The following is a 19,488-nucleotide window of genomic DNA, read 5'->3' as shown; positions in this document are numbered from 1 at the left end:
ACTGCTTCTTTTTCCAGAAGCAGTCCTGCCCGTCATTTGTTATCTTGCTTAGTCGTCAAGATCCATGAATTCAAAATCATCTTCATCTTCCATCTCCGGATACCGCACTGCCGGATCCGGTCTGGACGGCTGCGGTCTGCCCGCATGGGAGGCGTTTGGCTGCGGTCTGCCTGACTGTCCCGGTTTAGCCTGTAGTCCGCCTGTCTTGGACGCATTCTGCTGCGTTCTGCCTTCCTCTCCTGCATTCTGCTGCGGCCTTCCTGCCTGCACAGCATTGGCCTGCGGCCTGCCTGTCTGTCCTGCATTCGCCTGCGGCCTGCCTGCCTGCCCCGCATTCGCCTGCGGCGCTCTTCCTGCCTGCGCTACATTCGCCTGCGGTCTTCCTGTCTGTCCTACATTCGCCTGCGGCCTTCCTGCCTGCCCCGCATTCGCCTGCGGCACTCTTCCTGCCTGTGCAGCGTTTGCCTGCGGTCTGCCAGCATGGCTCTCCTGCTGTGGTCTAACAGCCTGTCCTGGTTCCTGCGTCACACGCGGTGCTGCATTCGGCTGTTGCCGGACCGGTGTCTGTTCTCTTGCGGTTCTCTGCGGTCCGGCTGTGTCCCGCTCTATTTCTTCCGCCAGATGGGCCGACAGCTTCTTCTCCATATCATCGAGGCTGTCTTCCATCTCGAAATCATCATCTTCCGGTTCTTCCTGTGCCTTCAGAGGCACTTCCCCGTCCCCTTCAAACTCATCACGGCTATAGCGGCGCACACGGCCTGCCTGGCTCTCCGGTTCTGTGAAAAAGCCTTCCGGCACCTCATCTCTGCCGCGCCGTTCTTCCCGGAAACCTCCGTCAGAACCATTGCCGCCCCGTTTTAAAAGGACGATAATCACGATCAGAAGGATAAATGCCAGCACACCCACACCAATTAAGATATACCGCTGCAGGTTATAATCGCGGACGAGGCTGTTGTAATCCTCTTTCATCTTGTTATAAGAATCCATGGAAACGCCGGAAGCGTAATACCGCTGGATCGTCTTTTCCGTTAAATCATACCGGTAGAAGTTCTTCTCTCCGTTCCAGTTCATCGCATAGAACAGACAGTACTGCGGATCGCCTTCAGACTTCGGTACCCAGCCGGTTACACGGATTCCGTCGATATCGATCTGTCGTTCCTCGAAGCCTTCCGGAACCGTTATACCCGCATCAAGCGGCACGATAACAATCGCCTTGGAGCTTGTCTCCACAGAGACGAACTGTGACCAGGAATCTGCTTCTGCGTTATAGATGTAGAAGCCGCCGTTTCCGCCCGCATCCTGGAGATACAGGAGAGTCAGATCTTTTTCAAGACCCTTTCCGGCCATAACTTCCGTTCCCTTATAATCATAGGTGCTCGCTTCAAAGCCTTCCGGCAGTGCTGACTCGTCGAAGGAAGCCGCCACCTTATATTCCGTACCGTTCACCGTCACAGCGGCATCACCAAATTCTGCGGATACGTCCGCTCCGCTGCTTCCGCCCGGTGTCGTCTCACCGCCTTCCGCCTTCGTCACTACGATTGTGTAGTTCTTAACGGTCTGGCCATCCTCTGCCGTAACGTTGACCACGACCTGATTCTCTCCGGCCTTTAAGCCCTTGTCACCCTGAAGCGTCACACTGGCGCCTGCATTAGCCGCCACTGCGTTCACGACTAAATCTGCGGTGCTGCCATCCACGGAAGCCGTGTAGCTATCCACCTCCGGTGAAAATTCCGGAGTCAGCTCGCCTGGTGATATCTTCAGAGACTTGAGCGCGGCATCCTTGGAGGAGGAGGCCGGGGAAGTCACCTTGACAGTGGAACCGCCCTGCTTATCCACCGTTACGATCTGGGAATCCGCATCGTAAATCTCCTGGGACGTCACGGAAATCTGTGTGTTTCCCGCCTTCAGAGCCTTAAACTTCAAAGTAAAGCTAAAGGATTTCTGATCGGCAGCGTCCGTGGTGTCCTGAAGCTTCAACGCTCCGGCTCCCCCGTTCGCGCCGTTGCCGCTTATAAATTCCAGTGCGGCCGAATCGTAGGCCAGCATGACATCCGCCTTGCCCAACGCGGAATCACTGGTAATCTTCATCGTTACCGTCACTTCGTTGCCCACCATGACCGATGGGTCGGAAAATGCAATTCTTGTATTGGCAGCCCAGGAGACCATCTGTCCGAATGGTCCCATAACTGCCAGCATGCAGACCAGCATCAGGCCGGCCATCAGTCGTTTCAGTTTTATTTTCATAGAAATCTCCTTACTTACGTTTAGTTAGAACCATCCGGAGCGATTGAGATATTGCTTCCGCCTGGTGTTCCCGCACTGCCGCCGGAAGACGGATCCGATACGCCCGGTCCGCTGCTTACGCCAGGGCCTACTTCTCCGCCGCCCGGGCCTGCCGATGAACCGCTGCTTCCGCCGGTGCTTCCTCCGACAGAGGAGGAATACGTCGGTCCGTTATCCTGACGAACCACATGAACCACGTACTCTCTGACACTGCCGTTCTGGGCCGTTACGGCGATCCGCACATCATTGGCGCCGCTCTGCAGCTGGATTGTTCCGGAACCGTTCACGGTTGCCTTTCCATCGATGGCACTGGCATTGACCGTAATACTGGAAACGGAAGGATCGACAATTAAGTTGTACTCCAGAGTATCTCTGTTGTAGGTTGGCGTCATAACAAATCCATCCACGCTTAAATTCGACAGCTTGTTATTCGGATTGCCGTCTGTAGTCGGCTGGCTGCACGCGTTATCCGGCATGTTGTTATAGACCGGTATCTTAAACTCCAGCGCAGTCTGCTTCATCTCGTCGTTATATGCCTTCGCATAGACCGCCCCCTCCGAAGCCGCGCCCTGTATATTCGTCATATACTGGTGCTTATAGAGATTATTCCCCTGTACGTTGAATTTCTTCAGATAAAATGTATCCTGTCCAACTTTTACGTAATTATTACCATAATAAAGAGCTCCGCCCAAAATTGATTTTTCAGGGGAATTCCATGGTCTCTCATAGCTGCCTGACTGAGACGCCCACCAGAGCCCTCTCTGTACGGCAGACATACTGCCTGACTGATATGCCTCTATATTAAAGAAATTATAATAGCCTTCATAGCCTGCTTCTGTTCCGGTAATGCTGCCGCCGGTTCCGCTTGAACTCTGTTCCTGGATAATCATAGCAGCCAAAACGTAGGGATTGACTCCCGACTGGGTTCCGGCGTTCATAATAATATCCACATAGTTGGTGCTGCCGCTCGGTGTCACAGACCCGCTGCTGTTATCTGCCGAAGGACCGGTCAGACTGACTCCCGGGCCGTATTCCATGAGCACGCGCGGCGTGTTCGGTGTGATGGAAGCGTGAGGCGATTCCTGGCTGACTCCCGGCGTACTGCCCTTGCTGGGAGCGGCGCTCTCGACTGTACCGGAGCCGCTGGAACCAGATGAAGATCCTCCTGAACCAGAAGAAGACCCTCCGTTACTTGGAAGATTAACCCCCGGCCCTCCGCCGGAAACACCGGGACCATACGAGGAAGAATCACCGCCGCCCGAACTGCCGCTGCCGCCCGGACTGCTGCTGCCTCCCGGAGACGAGCTCCCGCCGCCTGCCGCGGTACCGGCCAGAAAGGATCCCTTTACCATGGTCTGAAGTCCTTCCACCGTGTGGCTGTTGCTGTCGTATGTATGGGTAAGGAACTGAAAAACATTCGTCTCATCCAGAAAATTTCTCGGATCCATGTAATACTTTACAATATCCTCGGATGCCGCCACCCAGGAGCTTCCGTCGAAGCCGGGCCATGTACTGCTGTCCCAGTTAAATGCGCCATCCGCGATGGATTTCCAGGAAGACATGCTGTTTGTGTGAACCAGGTTGCGTCCCACCTGACTCTCCTCTTTAACAGCCGTGTTCCAGTCCAAGTTCGTATGCTGAGCCCGGAATACCCACTTCGGGTACTGCGCATGAAGCTCACGCAGCCTCACCTTATAGCTCTCCGGGAATCTCTCCGAGTTTAAATACGCCTCAAAATCGGCGTCACTCGTGTAGGAAACCGGGAATTTTAAATAACTCTTTGAAACATATCCGGTCGTCTCAGTTCCTCCTGAGCCCTTAACCCGGATCTGATACCATAACGCGCCGTCTGAGGCCGTCTTCTCATCTATAACCGTTACTGCCGCCCCGCTGGTCAGCTTCGTAACGATAGAATAGGTCGTACCAGGACCGCTCCTCACATTCAGCGAAGAAGCGTTAACCGTCGCCGACCTCTCCATGTATGCCATACTCTCTATGTGCGGTGAAACGTATCCCACAAGGGAATCAATCACCAGGACACTGGCCAGTAAAGCCGCCATTTTACGAGCTTTTTTATATCTCCTCATCTGTCTCTCCCAACATGTCCTCAGTATTTTTCCAATTATACTAATTTATGTAAATTTAGCATTCAATTTATTATAATGACAAATACTGCCATGTGTCAACCTCAACACGAAAAGTTCACACAATTGGCAGTATTTGTAAGAAAATCTTCAAACTCTTGGGGAGACGCTATTCCGTCTTATTCCAGCGGCAGGCGCTCCTGCTCGACCGCCTGTACGACCCATCTCCTGGTATATCCGTTTCCCGTGCACGTGGAGAGCATCATCGTATGGCTGGCCGGATCGGGAACAATTCCTGTAGCATAAAGTGATTTTTCGACTGCATCGGAGATAAATGCCTCTTTTTCGCTTTCACCGCCGAATTTCACGGAATACTTTTCCGCTTCGGCCTCCTCTTCATAGCAGGCATAGACGGCATAACGGATCCGCAGGCCTGGCACGTAGTAATCAACGAACGGCCGGCTTTCCCGGTACTCGGAATCCCTGTATTTTCTCAGACCGCCAAACATCGAGCCGCTGTGCATGTTATGGCCATAGAGAATCGTATTATCGTCAGAAAGACCGGCCTCATTTCTGTAATCCATAAACACAGCGCCCGATCCGCTTTTCTGCCTGCCGACTCCGTGGCTCAGATAAAAGGCATTGTCCTGCGCCTGGACCACCGGATAACTGATCGATGTCCCTGGAATATCAAGCCATCCGGTTATATCAGGATTTGTCTGCCGCAGGCTGTCAAAATCAATCACCAGAATCCGCTCCAAATCCACGGATTCTGTATTCTTACTATTTGTATTTTTACTATTTGTACTTTTATTATCCGCACTCTTATTATAAGAAGTGCCGGGCAGCACTTTTACCGTCTGCCCGGCTATTTTTGCGTATTCCTCTTCTGCTTTCCGGTATTCATACAGTGTTTTCACAAGGAATCCGGACGAAATCAGGAACACGGCCAATATCACTGGAAATAAAATCTGATATACTCTTCTTTTCATATCGGTTTAATCTTCTTTTTTCCTTCGAAGCCTTTCGGCCAGGTACAGTAAGGCGATACCGCTTCCGATGACTGTCGCAATCATTGGGATTAAGGGTGTGGTATCTCCGGTCTTTGGAATCAGGGCAAGGGGCACCGGACTGTCTTCAATTACCGTTAAGTCGCCTGCCGGAACCGGGCTGTCGGGAATGGTAACGACTGTATTATGATCAGGCTTACCCGGATTGTCTGAGCCGCCTCCATCAGGAGCTTTCACCTCGGTCACCATGAATTTCCAGTCAACCTTCGTCAGAACTCCTGCATACTTCTCACTTCTTCCGTCTCCCAGCTTAAGCGTCGGATCGAGCGATAACTCAACCTCGATGACTCCTTTATCCCCGGAGGCATAGGTTCCAAGCGGAACCGCCCGGTTCAGTCCTTCCTCGGTAATGAGAGACGCTCCCGTAGCTTTTCCATCGTAAATCAGTGTCCCCTGATAGTATACTTTCATAGTAATTAAGTCCAGAAGCTGGGCTTTGACTGTATCCTGTTCTCTCGGGACCACCTGTGCATAGAGTCTGTATTTCTTTTTCGAAGCATTTTCTATGGACAGCTTATCCTTATAGATTCCGCCCGGAACCATGTCGGTAAAGCTCATGAACCAGTTGCCCGTCTCGGCTCCTTCCTCACTTCTGTATGGAACGTATACCATCCTGCCGTTTGACTCCTCAAATTTCAGGGTCTTCACCTCGGCGGATTCAAATATCCCGCTTTCCGCCACCTGGCCGGCCAGATAGGCAAGCGTCTCATCTCCCGTTCCGAAGATCTCCTCCACAGCCGCCTTCGTCGCCTGCACGGTGGAGCCCTTGATGTCCATGGTGTATTTGGCAGAGTCATATCCAAACTCGGCGTTGACGCTGTCTATGGTAACCTTCTTTGTGGAACCGTCCTCCATTTTGATAAAACGGGTTTCTTTTCCGGTAATCGTCCTTCCCAGTTTCCGGTTCAGCGTCACGCTTTCCAGAAATTCCGGCGTAGAACTGCCTGGTTCGATGATTCCCATGTAATAAAGCGTGTACTGGCCCTTTGCGTCCGGCACTTCATTCAACAGAAGCCATTTCCCTCTGGCCGCGTCCACGGTACTGACCGCCGAAAGCCCCAGGCTGAGCGAGCTGTCCGCCGTCTTTCCGGAGTCCAGGAGTACCACTGCATTCTTATTGAAATTAGGGATAGAGGCATACTCCTCACCTTCATCCGTCTGAAAGGTCAGAGGAAACGCTTCGCCTTTGAAAGGTGCCACCGGCTCCTGCACAACATCACCGGAAGCGTTTAACCGTGTGGCATAGACATCCTCCCTGCGAATCCAGCTCTGCGTAATAACAGCCTTAGCCATCACCGGAACGGTCCCCTTATTGCTGATCCGGACCCTTTTTTCCTGTTCCGTACCCGGGGACCAGTCCGTTGGAGGAGTGAACTTTTCGTCAAGAGAGGTCTCATAGGTCCCAGGCATGAACTCATTGCCTGCCGTTATCTCCTGAGTCCATGCCGCCCACGTCCCACCGATCAGCATCAGTGATGCCAGCGCCGCCAGCCCTAATAATTTGTGTCCGCCTTTCCTCATATCTCTCTATCTCCTGTCTGCTGCTTTAAAATCAGGGGCCTGATAACAGGGGCCTCCACCGCTCACCGGATTATGGCTGTACGGTTTCATTCGTCTCTGCCGGCAGTTCTTCCGCCATCAGATGATTTCCATTTACAGCAAGGAATTCATCAATCTGGTCCTTGTTTATATTTTTAGCGCCGAAAATCGCTTCAATCGCACTTTTTGTCGCCTGAACGGTGGTGGCATTGATTGTCATGGTATACTTCGCACTGTCATAACCAGAGGCTGCATTCTTTGTAGTCTCTGTCCTGGTTACCGTATTTCCGTTTTCATCGACAGAGGTGGTTGTCTTTTTCGCGGTGATGGTCGTATTGATGGCCTTATTCAAAGTAGCGCCCTCTAACAGCAAGGGGGTTGCATCTTTGCCGTCGGTTCCCTCTGCTTCAACAATTCCGTTGTAGATAAACTGTACGTCAGAAAAGCCTTTTCCGTCGGAGTTTGTTTCTTTTCCGTCTGTATCCTTCGTATTCACTGCGTTTACCATCACCCATTTTCCAGCTGCTGCTGTATCGTCAAGACCGCTTACCGTTGCTGTAATGCCCATACCTGCTGCCGCATCCTTTACGGATTCAAGCGCCACCACTTCGCTGCCCCAGCTTACAATCGAAGCGTATTCCATCGCATCACCGTTCTGGAACATCAGGTCAAAATATTCTCCTGCCTCTGGAGGAATCGGCTGGCCTTCGTTCTCGTCATCCGTATCGATTACATCCTCGGTTCTGACCCATACCTGATTAACGGTTGCGAGAGCCGCCAGTTTTACGTCGCCCTTATTGGTAACGGTTACCTTTTTCTCCACCTCTACGCCAGGAACCCATTCGCCAGGAGCCGGAGGGGTAAAGGTCTCGGTAATGTCCGTATCGTATTTGCCTGTTTCAAACTCGTTGACCGCGCTTAAATCCTGGTTCCAGTATGCCCAGGTTCCTCCGATTACGGCTACTGCTGCAAGGGCGGCGAGGCCCATGAATGCTTTTTTATTTTTTCTCATCTTTTTTATCCTCTTTCTTTTTCATCTTGTTCTCACCGGCACATCTCTTTTAAAGAAGCAGCCAGTTTATCAAAGTTTTCCGGAACCATTTCCCGGTTCCCTGTAAGCACTTCGTCAACCGCGTCCTTTGTGGCCTGGACGGTCTTTGCCGTAATATTCAGCCGATACTCCGCACTGTCGTAACCAAACGAATTCGTATCATAAGAGAATGTATATCGGTCTTTTTTATTCTCCTTATCGTAATCCGATACCAGCTTCGTATGTGTTACGGTTGCCTGTGCCCTGGGATTCATGGTAACACTCTCAAGAAGACCGGGCGAAGTATTTCCGCCTTCAATCAGCCCCATATAGATAAAGTAATACGCCTTACTGTTCTCATCGTAGGTGTAAACCCATTTGTTGCGATACTCTTCGGGCGATTTCGCTTCTGCATACGGCACGACATCACTGCCAAAATTCTTCAGAGCAAATTCCTGCTGCGTCCCATCTGAAGCTTCAAACTGCAAAGGAAGCACATCACCTTTCGATGCTACCTTTTCCTGGCGTTCTGTCTTCCGGCCATCCACCGTTTCATAGGTCGTTATGAAGACATCCTCTTTTCGCACACAGCTCTCTGTCATCCTGGCTACTGCCACAACATCTACATTTCCTTTATTTTTTATGTCGACCTTCTTTGGAATTTCCACCCCCGGCTGCCAGTCTCCCGGAGGCTTAAATTCCTCATGGAGGTCTGTATCATATTTGCCGGTCAGAAATACATTGGAGGCTGACAAATCCTGATTAAAATAGGCCAGGGTACCGCCAATAATCAGAACAACGGCCAGTGCTCCCAGGGAAACTATTTGTCTTGCCTTACGATAGTTTCTCCTCATTTTTATTCTCTGTCCTTTCTTCCTCCTTCTTCTTTTTGGGGAAAAGGCTGTCTAAAATTATATTCAGTATGATAATACCAGCCATCATACCGATTACTGTAAAATTCTTGCTGTATGCTACGAAGTATCCCGCATATGGAACGCTGAATTTCAGAACTTTACCAATTACATTCGAGTATTCCACAGGAGAGGGGTCCTCGCTTGGATTTGCATCTCCCTTTGTCGTAAAGGTTCTTGACAGTTCACTCTTCGATGTCACCCTGTGGGTTACCATACCATCCGTTCCTGCACGGAATGTGATGGTGTCACCTACCTGGATATTGGCGAAAGCGGTGTGTTTATAGTAAATTACACTTCCTACATGGTACGTTGGCTCCATACTGCCGCTGAGTACTACAACCGGTTTGTATCCGGCGATCATTGGTGAGGCGATCAGCAGATAGCAGAGAATACAGGCGTAAACGATCCCGGATGCTATGCCGACCAATCCTTTTACTATTTTCATGGTATCTCCCTGCTGGGTTTATTATTGTAACAATCCTGAAACGGGTAAATTTGTTCCCCATTCGCTCTCTACCGCGTCTTTCGTCGCCTGAATGAATTCTGTCGTGATATTTAATGCATAGTTGGCATCAGAGTAGCCCTCCAGACCATCCTCTGTCTTCGATGTGGAACGGCTCCAGAGATATTCTCTCCCTGCATCAATCTCCGCTTTCTCAGCCTCACTTAATTTCTTATCATAGATATCTGTTAAAGAAGAGAGTCCGCTTGATTTCCAGACATCATCTGCAATCTTACTCTTATCGCCTTCTTCTGTTACTGCATAATCCAGAAGTGTTCCGTCTGTATACTTACCGGTATCTACGTTCTTAGCAAGCGTAATTGCAGTCATAAGCGGAGTCTCTGTTGTGGAGGCAACTGCCTTGCCATCGGCAGCTTTCGCAGCTGCCGGCAATACTTTCTTATAATACCAGTAACCGTCGGTATGATATTCCCAGTTTGCTGCGTCCAGATTCTTATACACAACCGTGTGATCCTGTGCATCAAAAGCGGCATCATCCGAGACAGCTTCATAGGCCGGTACCAGGCCGTCTCTGGCTCCGTCCTCCGAGAAGGCCTTTCCATCATACTGCATAGCCAGAAGGCTTTCCGCATCCACGTCTGTAAAAGGTACTCCGTTAATACTCTTAATCGTAGCGAACGGCTTACTCTCGCTCTTTCTCGTCCATGACTCATCCATTTTTACACGTACCAGCACATCGTAATCGCCGGTATTCTCTGCTGCGACCCACTTGTCAACGGTTACGCCCGGCTGCCAATCTGTCTTAGGGGTGAACCGCTCAACCATGGAGGTTGCATAAGTTCCTGTGCTCAACGGGTTCGTAATGGATGTTGACTGATTGAAGTAAGCCCATGTAGCGCCAACCACTGCCAGTGCCGCCAGACCACTTACTGCAAATATTTTCTTATTTAATTTCATATGTAATTCCTCCTGTTCCTTTTTTCAATAATTACTGATTGCCGACCGTCTCATCTCTCAATGACCAGCTTGTTCCTGTAAGTGTAAATTCACTGTTATTTCCGAAAACTGCATTTACTGCCTGCTTTGTCGCCTGTACGGTCTGGCTTGTAATGGTCAGCGTATAGTCGGCATTGCTGTATCCAGGATTTGCCCCAGGTATAATATCCGATTTGAAATGCTGTATTTTAGCATAATTCTCTTCTCCTATTTCTGCTTTCAAATCTTTTTCCGATACGTATTCACCCTTACTGTTGGTCGGAAACTCCACCCAGTTTTCCGTTGCTTCATCTGCATCAAACGTATAGTATTTCTTTTTGGCATACTGTCCCATATCCGCATTCTCAATCAGTGTTACTGACTCCAGGAACGCTTCGGTCGGATCACCCGCTCCTAATTCATCGGCATAGTAGTAATAGCCATCTTCTTCACGGTAGATCCATTTCCCGGATTCGTTCAATGCTTTCTTTACTACGGAATCATCGACTGCCCACTGTCCATCCTCCGGATCTCCCTGATAAACCGTTACCAACTGGTTCGCTCCAGCCACGCCAGCTGCCTTCGCAGCATCAGATGCCGCTTTTGCCGTGCTGACTTCTTTGATTAACGTATCCTTATCCTTATTGATCCATTTTTCATCCATCTTTACACGTACTACAACCGGTAAATTTCCGGTATTGACTACTTTAACCACCTTATTTACGGTTGCACCCGGCTCCCAATTCTGGCCCTCTGACGGTTTAAAATCCTCCACCATGGTGCTGCCATATTTTCCTGTATCAAATACGTTCTCTGCCTCCATGGTCTGATTAAAATACGCCATGGTTCCTCCAACTGCACAAACGGCCAGTACCCCTGCCAAAGCTAATACGTTTTTCTTTTTCATTATGATTTTCCTCCTGAATTTTCCTTTTTATCTTGCAGACGGATAAAACCGCCTTTGATAACAAACCTTTCATTCTTACGGTGCGAGAAGTCCCTTCCAGTCAAAGGCAATCCCCTTCGTATTTTCCCCGTTAATCTGTCCGCTCCAGCTATCCAGAGAAAGACTGTCCGCAGGTACTGCATCTGACGTAAACTTCAGTTCATAGACGAGGCCGCTGTAATCATAGTCATGATGATCATTGCTCACCTCCGGGCTGAGTGTCAGACTCTTTAAAATATCTTCCGTCACACTTCCTTCTGATCCGGATTTCTTCAAAACATGTTTATAGTAGTAATAATCACCGACTAGAAACCAGTCTGTTTTCCACGAATCTGTCCAGTTTTTGCTCACTTTTTCGGTATCCGGCGGATTTGTCGTCACGGGATTCCCCTGGCTGTCCTTCCAGCTTTCTAAAACCTTAACCCGAAGAATCAAATCCAACTCGCCTGTGTTCCGGAAAAAGGGCTTCTTCTCAACGGTTTCTCCCGGAAGGAATGTGCTGTTGGGATTAAAATTTTCTACCAGTTCCACACCACTCTTTTCTGTTGCAAGGGGATTTCTGATCTGTACCGTATTACTATAGCTGGCCCAGCTTCCTCCTATCCCTGTTAAAAGGACAAAGGCTGCGAGGATAACAGCTAATTTTAGGGATTTCCTTTTCAAAATCAGTTTCCTCCTCTCCAGTCAAGTAATAACGAATCTTTGCTGCTCTTCCAGAGCTCCGTTGTCAGCCTCTGATCTTTCACCTGAAAGCTGGTTTCGAATACGGCTCCCACCGCGTCCAACGCAGCCTCCAGCTGGTCGCTGGCCTGCACCGTCTCTGTTCGGAAATACAGTTCGTACCCAGCTGTGCGGTAACGCTGGTCAGACAGTTCCGCAGTTCTTCTAAAATCTACGGCCGTCAGTATATACGGCGTACTTTCCTTCGGTTTTAAAACCCTTGTATAGTAGAACCAGCCATCTCCGCCCTCCTGCCAGCTTCCGTCTGTATTCCAATTTTTTACAGCAGCTTCTTTTCCCTCCGGCTCATTGGGAAGAATCATACGCTGCTCCCCTTCCTGATAAGTCCATGTCTCACCGTATGAGACGCGGAGGAATACATCTGCATTACCTGTATTTTCAAACTTTACTTTTTTTGTCTTCAGTCCTTCCTCTACCGATCCAACCTCTTCACGAACCTCCACACTCACCGTCGGTGTTCGAATCTGGTTCGTCAGCTCCATTCTGTGGCTGATACTTGCTCCCGTAACTCCGATTCCAACAGCCGCAATCACAAGAAAGACGAGACTCATTATTTTTACAATATTTCGTTTTTTCTCAGGCAAGCCTCTCATCCTCCTCTAATATTTTGATTGCCACACGCCGTTCCCCCGGATCTACGGCAGCTGCTACCGGTGATTCCGGAAGTGAGGTATTTACCGGTCCCTCCTGATTAAAGGGGACCTCCGCGCTTCCATTGGTATAATTCGTTACTGCTGCTGCCGCGTGAAAATACGGTTTGTGCCCGAATTCGTTATGAACCTCAATCAATAAATCATCACCCGGATTCACCGTAACTTCCGTTCCGTTCAGCCGTCCGTCTGCCACATTACCACTTTTTGCATCCTTCACCACAAGGAATGTCCCGGCCTTCCGATATTCCATGGGAACCGATTCATCAATCCGGAATACCCCGCTTTTCGTAACAGGGATATATGGACTTATCTCTCCGTTTTTCAAGGCAGCCGACGTATAACTGGAATCCCCCTGGTACATATGGATGAGAAATTGATCCTCCGGATCTCCTGCGGCTCCATCGACAATCTTTGTAAGTCTTACCTTCCCGACACTTACCTGAAGTACCGGATGATCGTATTCCAGAGTCCCATGGGAGGTGCCTACAGAATACTGAAGAGTCGCCTCCGCATTTGTATGAAATCCGGGTTTGCCGGAACTGGTATCATTGCCAGGAGCATCGGTACCCCTGTCACCCATGATTCCACCATAGGGATCGTCAGGATTCACGGCTGTATTGGCTGCGTAGTCCTGATACGCTCTGTCCGTCGGTTTCACACCAAATGTTACACTGTATACAGCATCCTTTTTCAATTCATAGTCTGCCTTAAATGTTACGACAATTTTCGCCGGCGCCTCTCCGGTTCTTTCAGAAATCGCTATGCTTGAAACTGCTTTCCCATACTCTTCAGCAGTCATTGCCTTACCGTTGATGGCTATCGTTACTTTTGATGGATCCGTCGTAACAAAATCGGCGTAATCGCTTAACTCATCTGTAATTGTTACACCGGTCACACCATATGTATTTTTCTGAAGTGTATTCAGAATTTCGTTCTCAATGGCATTGAATACGGGATCCGTATCTCCTTCTCCAGCCGCTGGCAGGAAATTTGTCTTGATATTTGGTGTTGAAGTCTTCATATAGTTCTCAATTATATTTAAATAACCATCTTCACTCAGCGCATCTTGAGAATACCCAATTGCAAAAAAGGTAACATCGCCCAGCTTATTTAGCTTCTCAAGCTGAACTTTGGATTTTGTCGCATCTTCCTTTTCATCATCCTCTGAAGGCTCTCCATCCGTCAAAAACACAATGTATCGTTTCAGGTTTTCTGCACCCTGGTGTGCCGTTGATCCTGTACCCAGTAATTCAATCGCTTTCTCCAGACCCAGATACGGATAAGTTCCCAATACAGGATTCTCAATGTTTAATTCCGTTCTATATTTGTCTGTTACGCTTGGCCACTCATTCTCCCCATTGGCGGGAAGCACCTGATCTGCTTTTCCATAGTATTGGCCATACCAGCTAATTCCATAAAAATGCACTCCCGCATATCTTACATCGCACCCCTTTTTGCCCAGACTTTCGATAAGTTTTTTTACAGCCGCATTGACGAGTTCTCGTCTGGATTTACCTTTTGCAGGATTATCCCCACCTGACATTGATTGTGCCATACTTCCTGATTTATCAAGTACAAACACAATATCAGCCGGAACTTTTTCTGTCGTTGTGCTGCTTGTGGACTCTACTGTTGATCTTACATTGAGAGTCAGATCATACGTTCCATTGCCGTTATCCTTAATGTATTTTTGATAATCCGGTTCATATGGAGCCTGCACAACTGGCCTGGGATATGTAAAACCTTCTGTATTGCCGCTCCAGATTGCTTTGGCACTGTCATTTGAGAAAAACCCTGGCTGGCCGCTGCTGGTAGTATTTCCCCCATAGTCCGTTTCATCTTCGCCCGTATCGGGATACTGACCCGTCTCATGATAATAGTCTTTTGCACTATCGCTGACCTTTATTTCAAAAGAGACACTGTAAGCTGCATCTCTGTTAAAAATACCATTGGAAGTAGCTTTTGATAAATCCAGTGTTACTGTTCTCGTTTGGTTATCGTAACCCAAACGGTATTTACTGTGATCGAGTACCTTTTCTTCGCCATCTGTCGTCACCTTAACTACCGCATTTGAGAGAGACTGATCTTTCAGCTCAACCCACTGGCTAAGAGTATCTGTTATCTTTACATTCTTTAATTCCATAGACTCTAAAATTGCCGTAAATGCTGATGTCAGTGCTGTATCATTCGCTGCGGTAATGACTCTGCCCGGATCTTCTGCAATGGCATTTAGTAACTTATTGCTGGCACCGCCGCCTATATTGACAGCATAAGAAATCAATCCTCTGTTTAACTCTCTGAATCCATTTTTACAGGTAACTGCTGAAATAGTCTGACTTGTATAATCTTCATTCGTATAACCGGAGCCGCGTCTTGTACCATTTGAATCAATACCCTCAAATGTATCCGCTCCTCCATACTTGCCTTGTGACATGTAAAAGGTAGGCTGACCATCACTGAGAAAAATCATATAGGGAATATGGCCTGATTCAACATTCTTTAACATCTTAGACGCTTCCCATAATCCGTCCTCACAGTTGGTTCCATTTTGAGCAGTTAAGCTGCCCACCGCTTCCTTTATCTTACTTAAGTTATTCGACCACGACAATTTCGCATTCGCCGCTTGATCAAAGGAAACAATTCCAAATCGGCTCTCTGAATTTTTCTCCAGAATACTGTCAATAAATCCATCCACCTCTGTTCGCCCACTTTTATAGCCAAGCAGCTTTTTTATCTTATCCAGTCTTGAATTTCCGTTAAAGTTCATACTGTCGTTTGTCAAATTCCACGCCATACTCCCTGAAGTATCAATCACCAGTAAAATATCCAGCGGAGTTCCGCCTCCCGCAATATCCAGATGCAGCCTGTAATCATCTCCGCCCAGGTATTCAATCTGCTTATGCGCCCCCGAAACCTTCGGCACTAAATTGCTTACACTGGTAACACCCGCCTGCAGCACCGCTCGTTCTGTAGTATCCTGTGCCTTAAATAGCGCTCTGCTGAAGAAATTTCTTTTTGTCTGTTCTTTCTTTACTTCCGCCACGGCTGCCGGAAGAACATTCAGACTTAAATGGATAATTCCCTCTTCCTCATCATAAACCGCATTATCGCTGTCATCATACTCATCCTCGTCCTGATCATCCCCTATCATCGCCTGCCACTCTTCAAAGGTCATCTCGTCCTCAGACTCATTCAGTTCTTCCTCATCGGCCAACGGTTCCATTAAAGTAAACACGTTATGTCTGGAACTGGAAATCTTTAACTCTGTTTTAGCAGCGGCATTCGATTTCGCTTCAGGATTCTGAGTATCATTTCCTGCCGATTTCTCCGTTTCTGAGGCTTCAGAGTTTTCTTTCCTATTGCTTGTATCCGCGTTTATAAATGTAGCTTTATTTCCGGCAGTATTGATGGTTTTCTGCGATCCTCCAGTTTCTGGTTTTTCGTTATTCTCCTGCTTTCCTCCACCCTCTTGTGTTCCTCCGGCTTCCGACTTTCCGCCATTCTCCTGCTTTCCCCCGGCTTCCTGCTTTCCTCCATTCTCCTGCTTTCCCCCGGCTTCCTGCTTTCCTCCGGTCTCCTGTTTTACTTCGGCTTCCTGCTTTCCTCCGGTCTCCTGTTTTACTTCGGCTTCCTGCTTTCCTCCGGTCTCCTGCTTTACTTCGGTTTCCTGTTTTCCGCCATTCTCCTGCTTTCCCCCGGCCTCCGCTTTTCCGCCATTCTCCTGCGTTCCTCCGGCTTCCTGCTTTCCTCCGGTCTCCTGCGTTCCTCCGGCTTCCTGCGTTCCTCCGGTCTCCTGCGTTCCTCCGGCTTCCTGCTTTCCTCCGGTCTCCTGCGTTCCTCCGGCTTCCACCTTTCCGCCACTCTCCTGCGTTCCTCCGGCTTCCACCTTTCCGCTACTTTCCTGCGTTCCTCCAACTTCCACCTTTCCGCCACTCTCCTGCGTCACTCCGGCCTCCGCCTTTCCGCCGTTCTCCTGCGTCCCTCCGGTTTCCTTCGCTCCCCCGCTCTCCTCATTTTCACCAATTTCTTCATTCCGGTCAGGTGCGGGGTTCTCCGGATTTGCCTCATCTTTATTTTTGCCGGGATCAGCCGCTGTATCCGGATCCGGGCTTTCCGCCGGCGTTCCATTTACACCGCCTTCAGCCGGCAGACTCACTTCCGGTTTATCAGGCTTATCCGGTTCTTCCCAAATCGCATCCGCGTTTGGAACTGTCACCTCACCAGCTTCGACATCCTCCAGATTCAAGTAAAAGGACACATCCTGCTCACCGGCATTTACATAGAGGAAGATGATATCCTCATCCCCCTTTAACTTGTAGCCGCCTTCTGCCGCATCAGCCTCCGAAGCAGTTGCGGTCCTGACGGAATCTTCTCCGGTAAGATAAGCATGATAGGCTTCTTTTGGAACACGCACCAGGATATATGCATACGCTTCCTCGCTGTCGCCTCCCAGGCGGCCAAACTTTCCATTATCGTAAAACAGAGTAAAACTGTCATATCCCTTAAATAACTTCTTATACCGCTCAGCGCTGCCGGTATCCGATTCATCTTCCGCTTCGTCATCCTCTTCGTCCGGATTCCCTGCATCGATCATTTTCATTAAATTGTTAAAATCGAACCGGTAATCATTCGTAACCGCCCGTTCCGCTTCTTCTAACAGCTCTGCTCCCTTCATCATTCCATCAGGAAGCCATATTTCCGATGCAGAACGGTCTGCGTTGCTCGGTGTTGCAGAATTCTCTTTCTTTGCATTGCTGGGAGTCGCACCAGTTCCTCCTGTTTCCACGGATTCCGCAGCAAAAGCAGCAATGTTCACATTTCCCAGACAGATGCAAACGGCCAGAAGCCAGGCCAGGCTGCGCCGCCACAGCTTCTCCAGCCGGCGTTTTTTATGTTTTTCATAAAATTGTCTATTCACAAAACTCATCATAACTCCTGCCTTTCTCAGACCCTTTCGTTCAGCCTTCTGTATCAATCTTTCCATGATCCAACGCGCTGTCTATCATTTTCAGCAGTTCCAGTGCGCTGCGGAAGCACTTCTTTTTCTTTTTATCCGCCCAGATGACTTCACCCTGCCAGGTTGCGTTCTGTCTGTACTTTACGTAAATAATAAATGTAGCCTCATCGCCCTTTTTCTCCAACAATTCCTGAACAGCCATCTGCGCCACTGCCTCCTTTTTCTCCTCCGGTTTCCGGCTTTTCTCTTCCATATAAAATGTCCGGCTTACCGTTGATGCCTCCGGGTAATTCAACGTATCGAAAAAACCATCCATCTTCTTTATTAAATCTACAGTATTTGAAAATGGGACGGGCCAGTTCTTATACAAGTACCAGATTCGTCCGCCGCACTCTCCGTTTTTACTGCTGTCTATACAAATATTCAGCAGGTTTGGTGCTGAAATCATTCTCTTAATATTTTCCATACTGATCACCTTATGTATCTACTTTATCAATTCACATATCATCAAACCCATCACGCAAATGGAAAATTTTGTATTTTTTGCTCTGAACGCAATAAAAGTATCCTCTGATATGCGGATACTTTTATTCTAATCCAGGGCCCTGTGCAGGTTGGAAAGTGATGTGACGTTAAAACTCAGTTCTGCTCTCGGCCCCGCCAGTTCCTTTAATTTACGGTTAATTCTGCGGTATACCACCGAGCAGTCCTCCTGCTTCGTTCCCACCAGCAGTACGAGATACTGAGAATTGCTGTATTTTGTATAAGCGTCTCCGCGGCGCAAAGACTGCTGTATTGCATTCTTCAGGAGATCCGAGCGTTTTTTTAGTTTTTCCTGGTTTTGAATCATTTTCCCTTCATAGTCAACCAGTGTACAGAGCATCAAAAAAACGGACTGGCCGCTTCTCTCCATAATACGGCTCATCAAACGGTACGCATCCAGAAAGCTGGGATAAGAGCAGCAGTATGCGCCCTCTCCATACTGGCCTCCCTCCTCCTCAAATTCTTCCAGTTCCGACTTGATCACCTGCAGCTCATTGGGACAGCAGGTTAATTTCCCGCTCATCCTCTGATAACATTTCAGCATGGGACCCGACGGCGGGATTCCAAGTTCATCGGAATACAGTTTCACAGTCTTATCATAAAGACGGTACGCTTCCTTATATTCTCCCCGGCAGATCAGGCTGTCAATCTGGTGAACCTGCCAGTCGTCAAAGGGATAGATCTTCGCCGCTCTCGTATAGAGCCGGTATGCCGCTTCATAATCCTTCTGCTTCTTTAAATAGTCTCCCAGCCACCTGACACACGTTTCAAATACACGTTTTAACTGAAGGCTTTCCATCATAACCCAGGTTTCCGTGGACAGCGCCGGCAGAAACTCTCCCTGATAAAGCTTTGCCGCCTTCACGTAATAAGAAGCTTTTTCACTCTCTCCAACTGAAAGATTTCCTTTTTCCATCAATCTTTTAAATTCAGCTGCATCCACATTTACCGGAATCGACTCATCGATTACGCAGAGCCCGTCCTGATTGCAGATATACATGGCTTCCGGCAATCCGGCCTGCACCATCTGTCTGCGCATACGGTAAATCAGATTATTCAAACTGTTATTAATATTGGAAACCTGCTCCCTGTCATAAAGGCTGTTCATCACCTGTTCCTTCGAGATGCCCTTTTCCCCATGGAGCCATACGATCTGAAGAAGCTGAATAAATTTGGCTGTGCTGCTGCGTCCCAGGGCTATCTCCTGCCCATCGTAAGATATGGTAAATCCCCCCAGCATCCGAATCTCCATCGTTCCAAACATTCTGTTCTCCATCTCTGTTCCCTCTG

The 19,488-nt window shown here is 48.8% G+C and carries 14 protein-coding genes; all 14 read right to left on the bottom strand.

The window, feature by feature from the left end; genetic code table 11:
• Positions 1-48: 48 nt before the first annotated feature.
• Positions 49-2,244 (bottom strand): cadherin-like beta sandwich domain-containing protein, encoded by a 2,196-nt coding sequence (locus tag H8S80_RS02545; protein WP_117630161.1) that lies wholly within the window; start codon positions 2,242-2,244, stop codon positions 49-51.
• Between the two features lie 20 nt (positions 2,245-2,264).
• A complete protein-coding gene (locus H8S80_RS02540; RefSeq protein WP_117630160.1) occupies positions 2,265-4,370 on the bottom strand; it encodes an SH3 domain-containing protein in 2,106 nt (701 codons plus the stop codon).
• 176 nt (positions 4,371-4,546) lie between these two features.
• Positions 4,547-5,359, bottom strand: coding sequence for a class B sortase (gene srtB / locus H8S80_RS02535; protein ID WP_117630159.1), 813 nt, complete (start codon positions 5,357-5,359; stop codon positions 4,547-4,549).
• A 6-nt stretch (positions 5,360-5,365) separates the two neighbouring features.
• Entirely contained in the window at positions 5,366-6,958 is a 1,593-nt protein-coding gene (locus tag H8S80_RS02530; RefSeq protein WP_117630158.1) for a BsaA family SipW-dependent biofilm matrix protein, read from the bottom strand.
• A gap of 70 nt (positions 6,959-7,028) precedes the next feature.
• The gene (locus H8S80_RS02525; RefSeq protein ID WP_117630157.1) at positions 7,029-7,988 is read right to left on the bottom strand and encodes a BsaA family SipW-dependent biofilm matrix protein; all 960 of its coding nucleotides are present in this window, start codon (positions 7,986-7,988) and stop codon (positions 7,029-7,031) included.
• 32 nt (positions 7,989-8,020) lie between these two features.
• Complete coding sequence (locus H8S80_RS02520) at positions 8,021-8,860, bottom strand: BsaA family SipW-dependent biofilm matrix protein (protein WP_117630156.1); 840 nt, start codon at positions 8,858-8,860, stop codon at positions 8,021-8,023.
• The gene (locus H8S80_RS02515; protein WP_117630155.1) at positions 8,841-9,365 is read right to left on the bottom strand and encodes a signal peptidase I; all 525 of its coding nucleotides are present in this window, start codon (positions 9,363-9,365) and stop codon (positions 8,841-8,843) included. Before H8S80_RS02515 ends, H8S80_RS02520 begins: the two co-directional genes overlap by 20 nt.
• 21 nt (positions 9,366-9,386) lie before the next feature.
• A complete protein-coding gene (locus H8S80_RS02510) occupies positions 9,387-10,340 on the bottom strand; it encodes a BsaA family SipW-dependent biofilm matrix protein (RefSeq protein WP_117630154.1) in 954 nt (317 codons plus the stop codon).
• A 31-nt stretch (positions 10,341-10,371) separates the two neighbouring features.
• Positions 10,372-11,265: a BsaA family SipW-dependent biofilm matrix protein gene (locus H8S80_RS02505; RefSeq protein WP_117630153.1), complete on the bottom strand. Its 894-nt coding sequence runs from the start codon at positions 11,263-11,265 to the stop codon at positions 10,372-10,374.
• A 75-nt stretch (positions 11,266-11,340) separates the two neighbouring features.
• Positions 11,341-11,967, bottom strand: coding sequence for a BsaA family SipW-dependent biofilm matrix protein (locus H8S80_RS02500; protein WP_181987846.1), 627 nt, complete (start codon positions 11,965-11,967; stop codon positions 11,341-11,343).
• Between the two features lie 2 nt (positions 11,968-11,969).
• Positions 11,970-12,629 carry a hypothetical protein gene (locus tag H8S80_RS02495; protein WP_117630151.1) on the bottom strand — a complete coding sequence of 220 codons (660 nt, stop codon included), beginning with the start codon at positions 12,627-12,629 and terminating at the stop codon, positions 11,970-11,972.
• Positions 12,622-17,616, bottom strand: a complete 4,995-nt coding sequence (locus H8S80_RS34730) for a vWA domain-containing protein (RefSeq protein ID WP_147338517.1) — start codon at positions 17,614-17,616, stop codon at positions 12,622-12,624. The genes H8S80_RS02495 and H8S80_RS34730 overlap by 8 nt, the downstream gene beginning before the upstream one ends.
• A 40-nt stretch (positions 17,617-17,656) precedes the next feature.
• Complete coding sequence (locus H8S80_RS34090) at positions 17,657-18,121, bottom strand: hypothetical protein (RefSeq protein ID WP_243007795.1); 465 nt, start codon at positions 18,119-18,121, stop codon at positions 17,657-17,659.
• 126 nt (positions 18,122-18,247) lie between these two features.
• Positions 18,248-19,474, bottom strand: a complete 1,227-nt coding sequence (locus tag H8S80_RS02480; protein ID WP_243007794.1) for a bacterial transcriptional activator domain-containing protein — start codon at positions 19,472-19,474, stop codon at positions 18,248-18,250.
• Positions 19,475-19,488 lie beyond the last annotated feature (14 nt).

Source organism: Hungatella sp. L36, assembly GCF_014288035.1.
This window is presented reverse-complemented; position numbering and strand designations above follow the sequence as displayed.

Excerpts from the sequence above, each read along its gene's own strand:
- H8S80_RS02545 (WP_117630161.1), bottom strand. The coding sequence starts at position 2,244 with ATGAAAATAAAACTGAAACGACTGATGGCCGGCCTGATGCTGGTCTGC.
- H8S80_RS02540 (WP_117630160.1), bottom strand. The coding sequence starts at position 4,370 with ATGAGGAGATATAAAAAAGCTCGTAAAATGGCGGCTTTACTGGCCAGT.
- srtB (WP_117630159.1), bottom strand. The coding sequence starts at position 5,359 with ATGAAAAGAAGAGTATATCAGATTTTATTTCCAGTGATATTGGCCGTG.
- H8S80_RS02530 (WP_117630158.1), bottom strand. The coding sequence starts at position 6,958 with ATGAGGAAAGGCGGACACAAATTATTAGGGCTGGCGGCGCTGGCATCA.
- H8S80_RS02525 (WP_117630157.1), bottom strand. The coding sequence starts at position 7,988 with ATGAGAAAAAATAAAAAAGCATTCATGGGCCTCGCCGCCCTTGCAGCA.
- H8S80_RS02520 (WP_117630156.1), bottom strand. The coding sequence starts at position 8,860 with ATGAGGAGAAACTATCGTAAGGCAAGACAAATAGTTTCCCTGGGAGCA.
- H8S80_RS02515 (WP_117630155.1), bottom strand. The coding sequence starts at position 9,365 with ATGAAAATAGTAAAAGGATTGGTCGGCATAGCATCCGGGATCGTTTAC.
- H8S80_RS02510 (WP_117630154.1), bottom strand. The coding sequence starts at position 10,340 with ATGAAATTAAATAAGAAAATATTTGCAGTAAGTGGTCTGGCGGCACTG.
- H8S80_RS02505 (WP_117630153.1), bottom strand. The coding sequence starts at position 11,265 with ATGAAAAAGAAAAACGTATTAGCTTTGGCAGGGGTACTGGCCGTTTGT.
- H8S80_RS34090 (WP_243007795.1), bottom strand. The coding sequence starts at position 18,121 with ATGGAAAATATTAAGAGAATGATTTCAGCACCAAACCTGCTGAATATT.
- H8S80_RS02480 (WP_243007794.1), bottom strand. The coding sequence starts at position 19,474 with ATGGAGAACAGAATGTTTGGAACGATGGAGATTCGGATGCTGGGGGGA.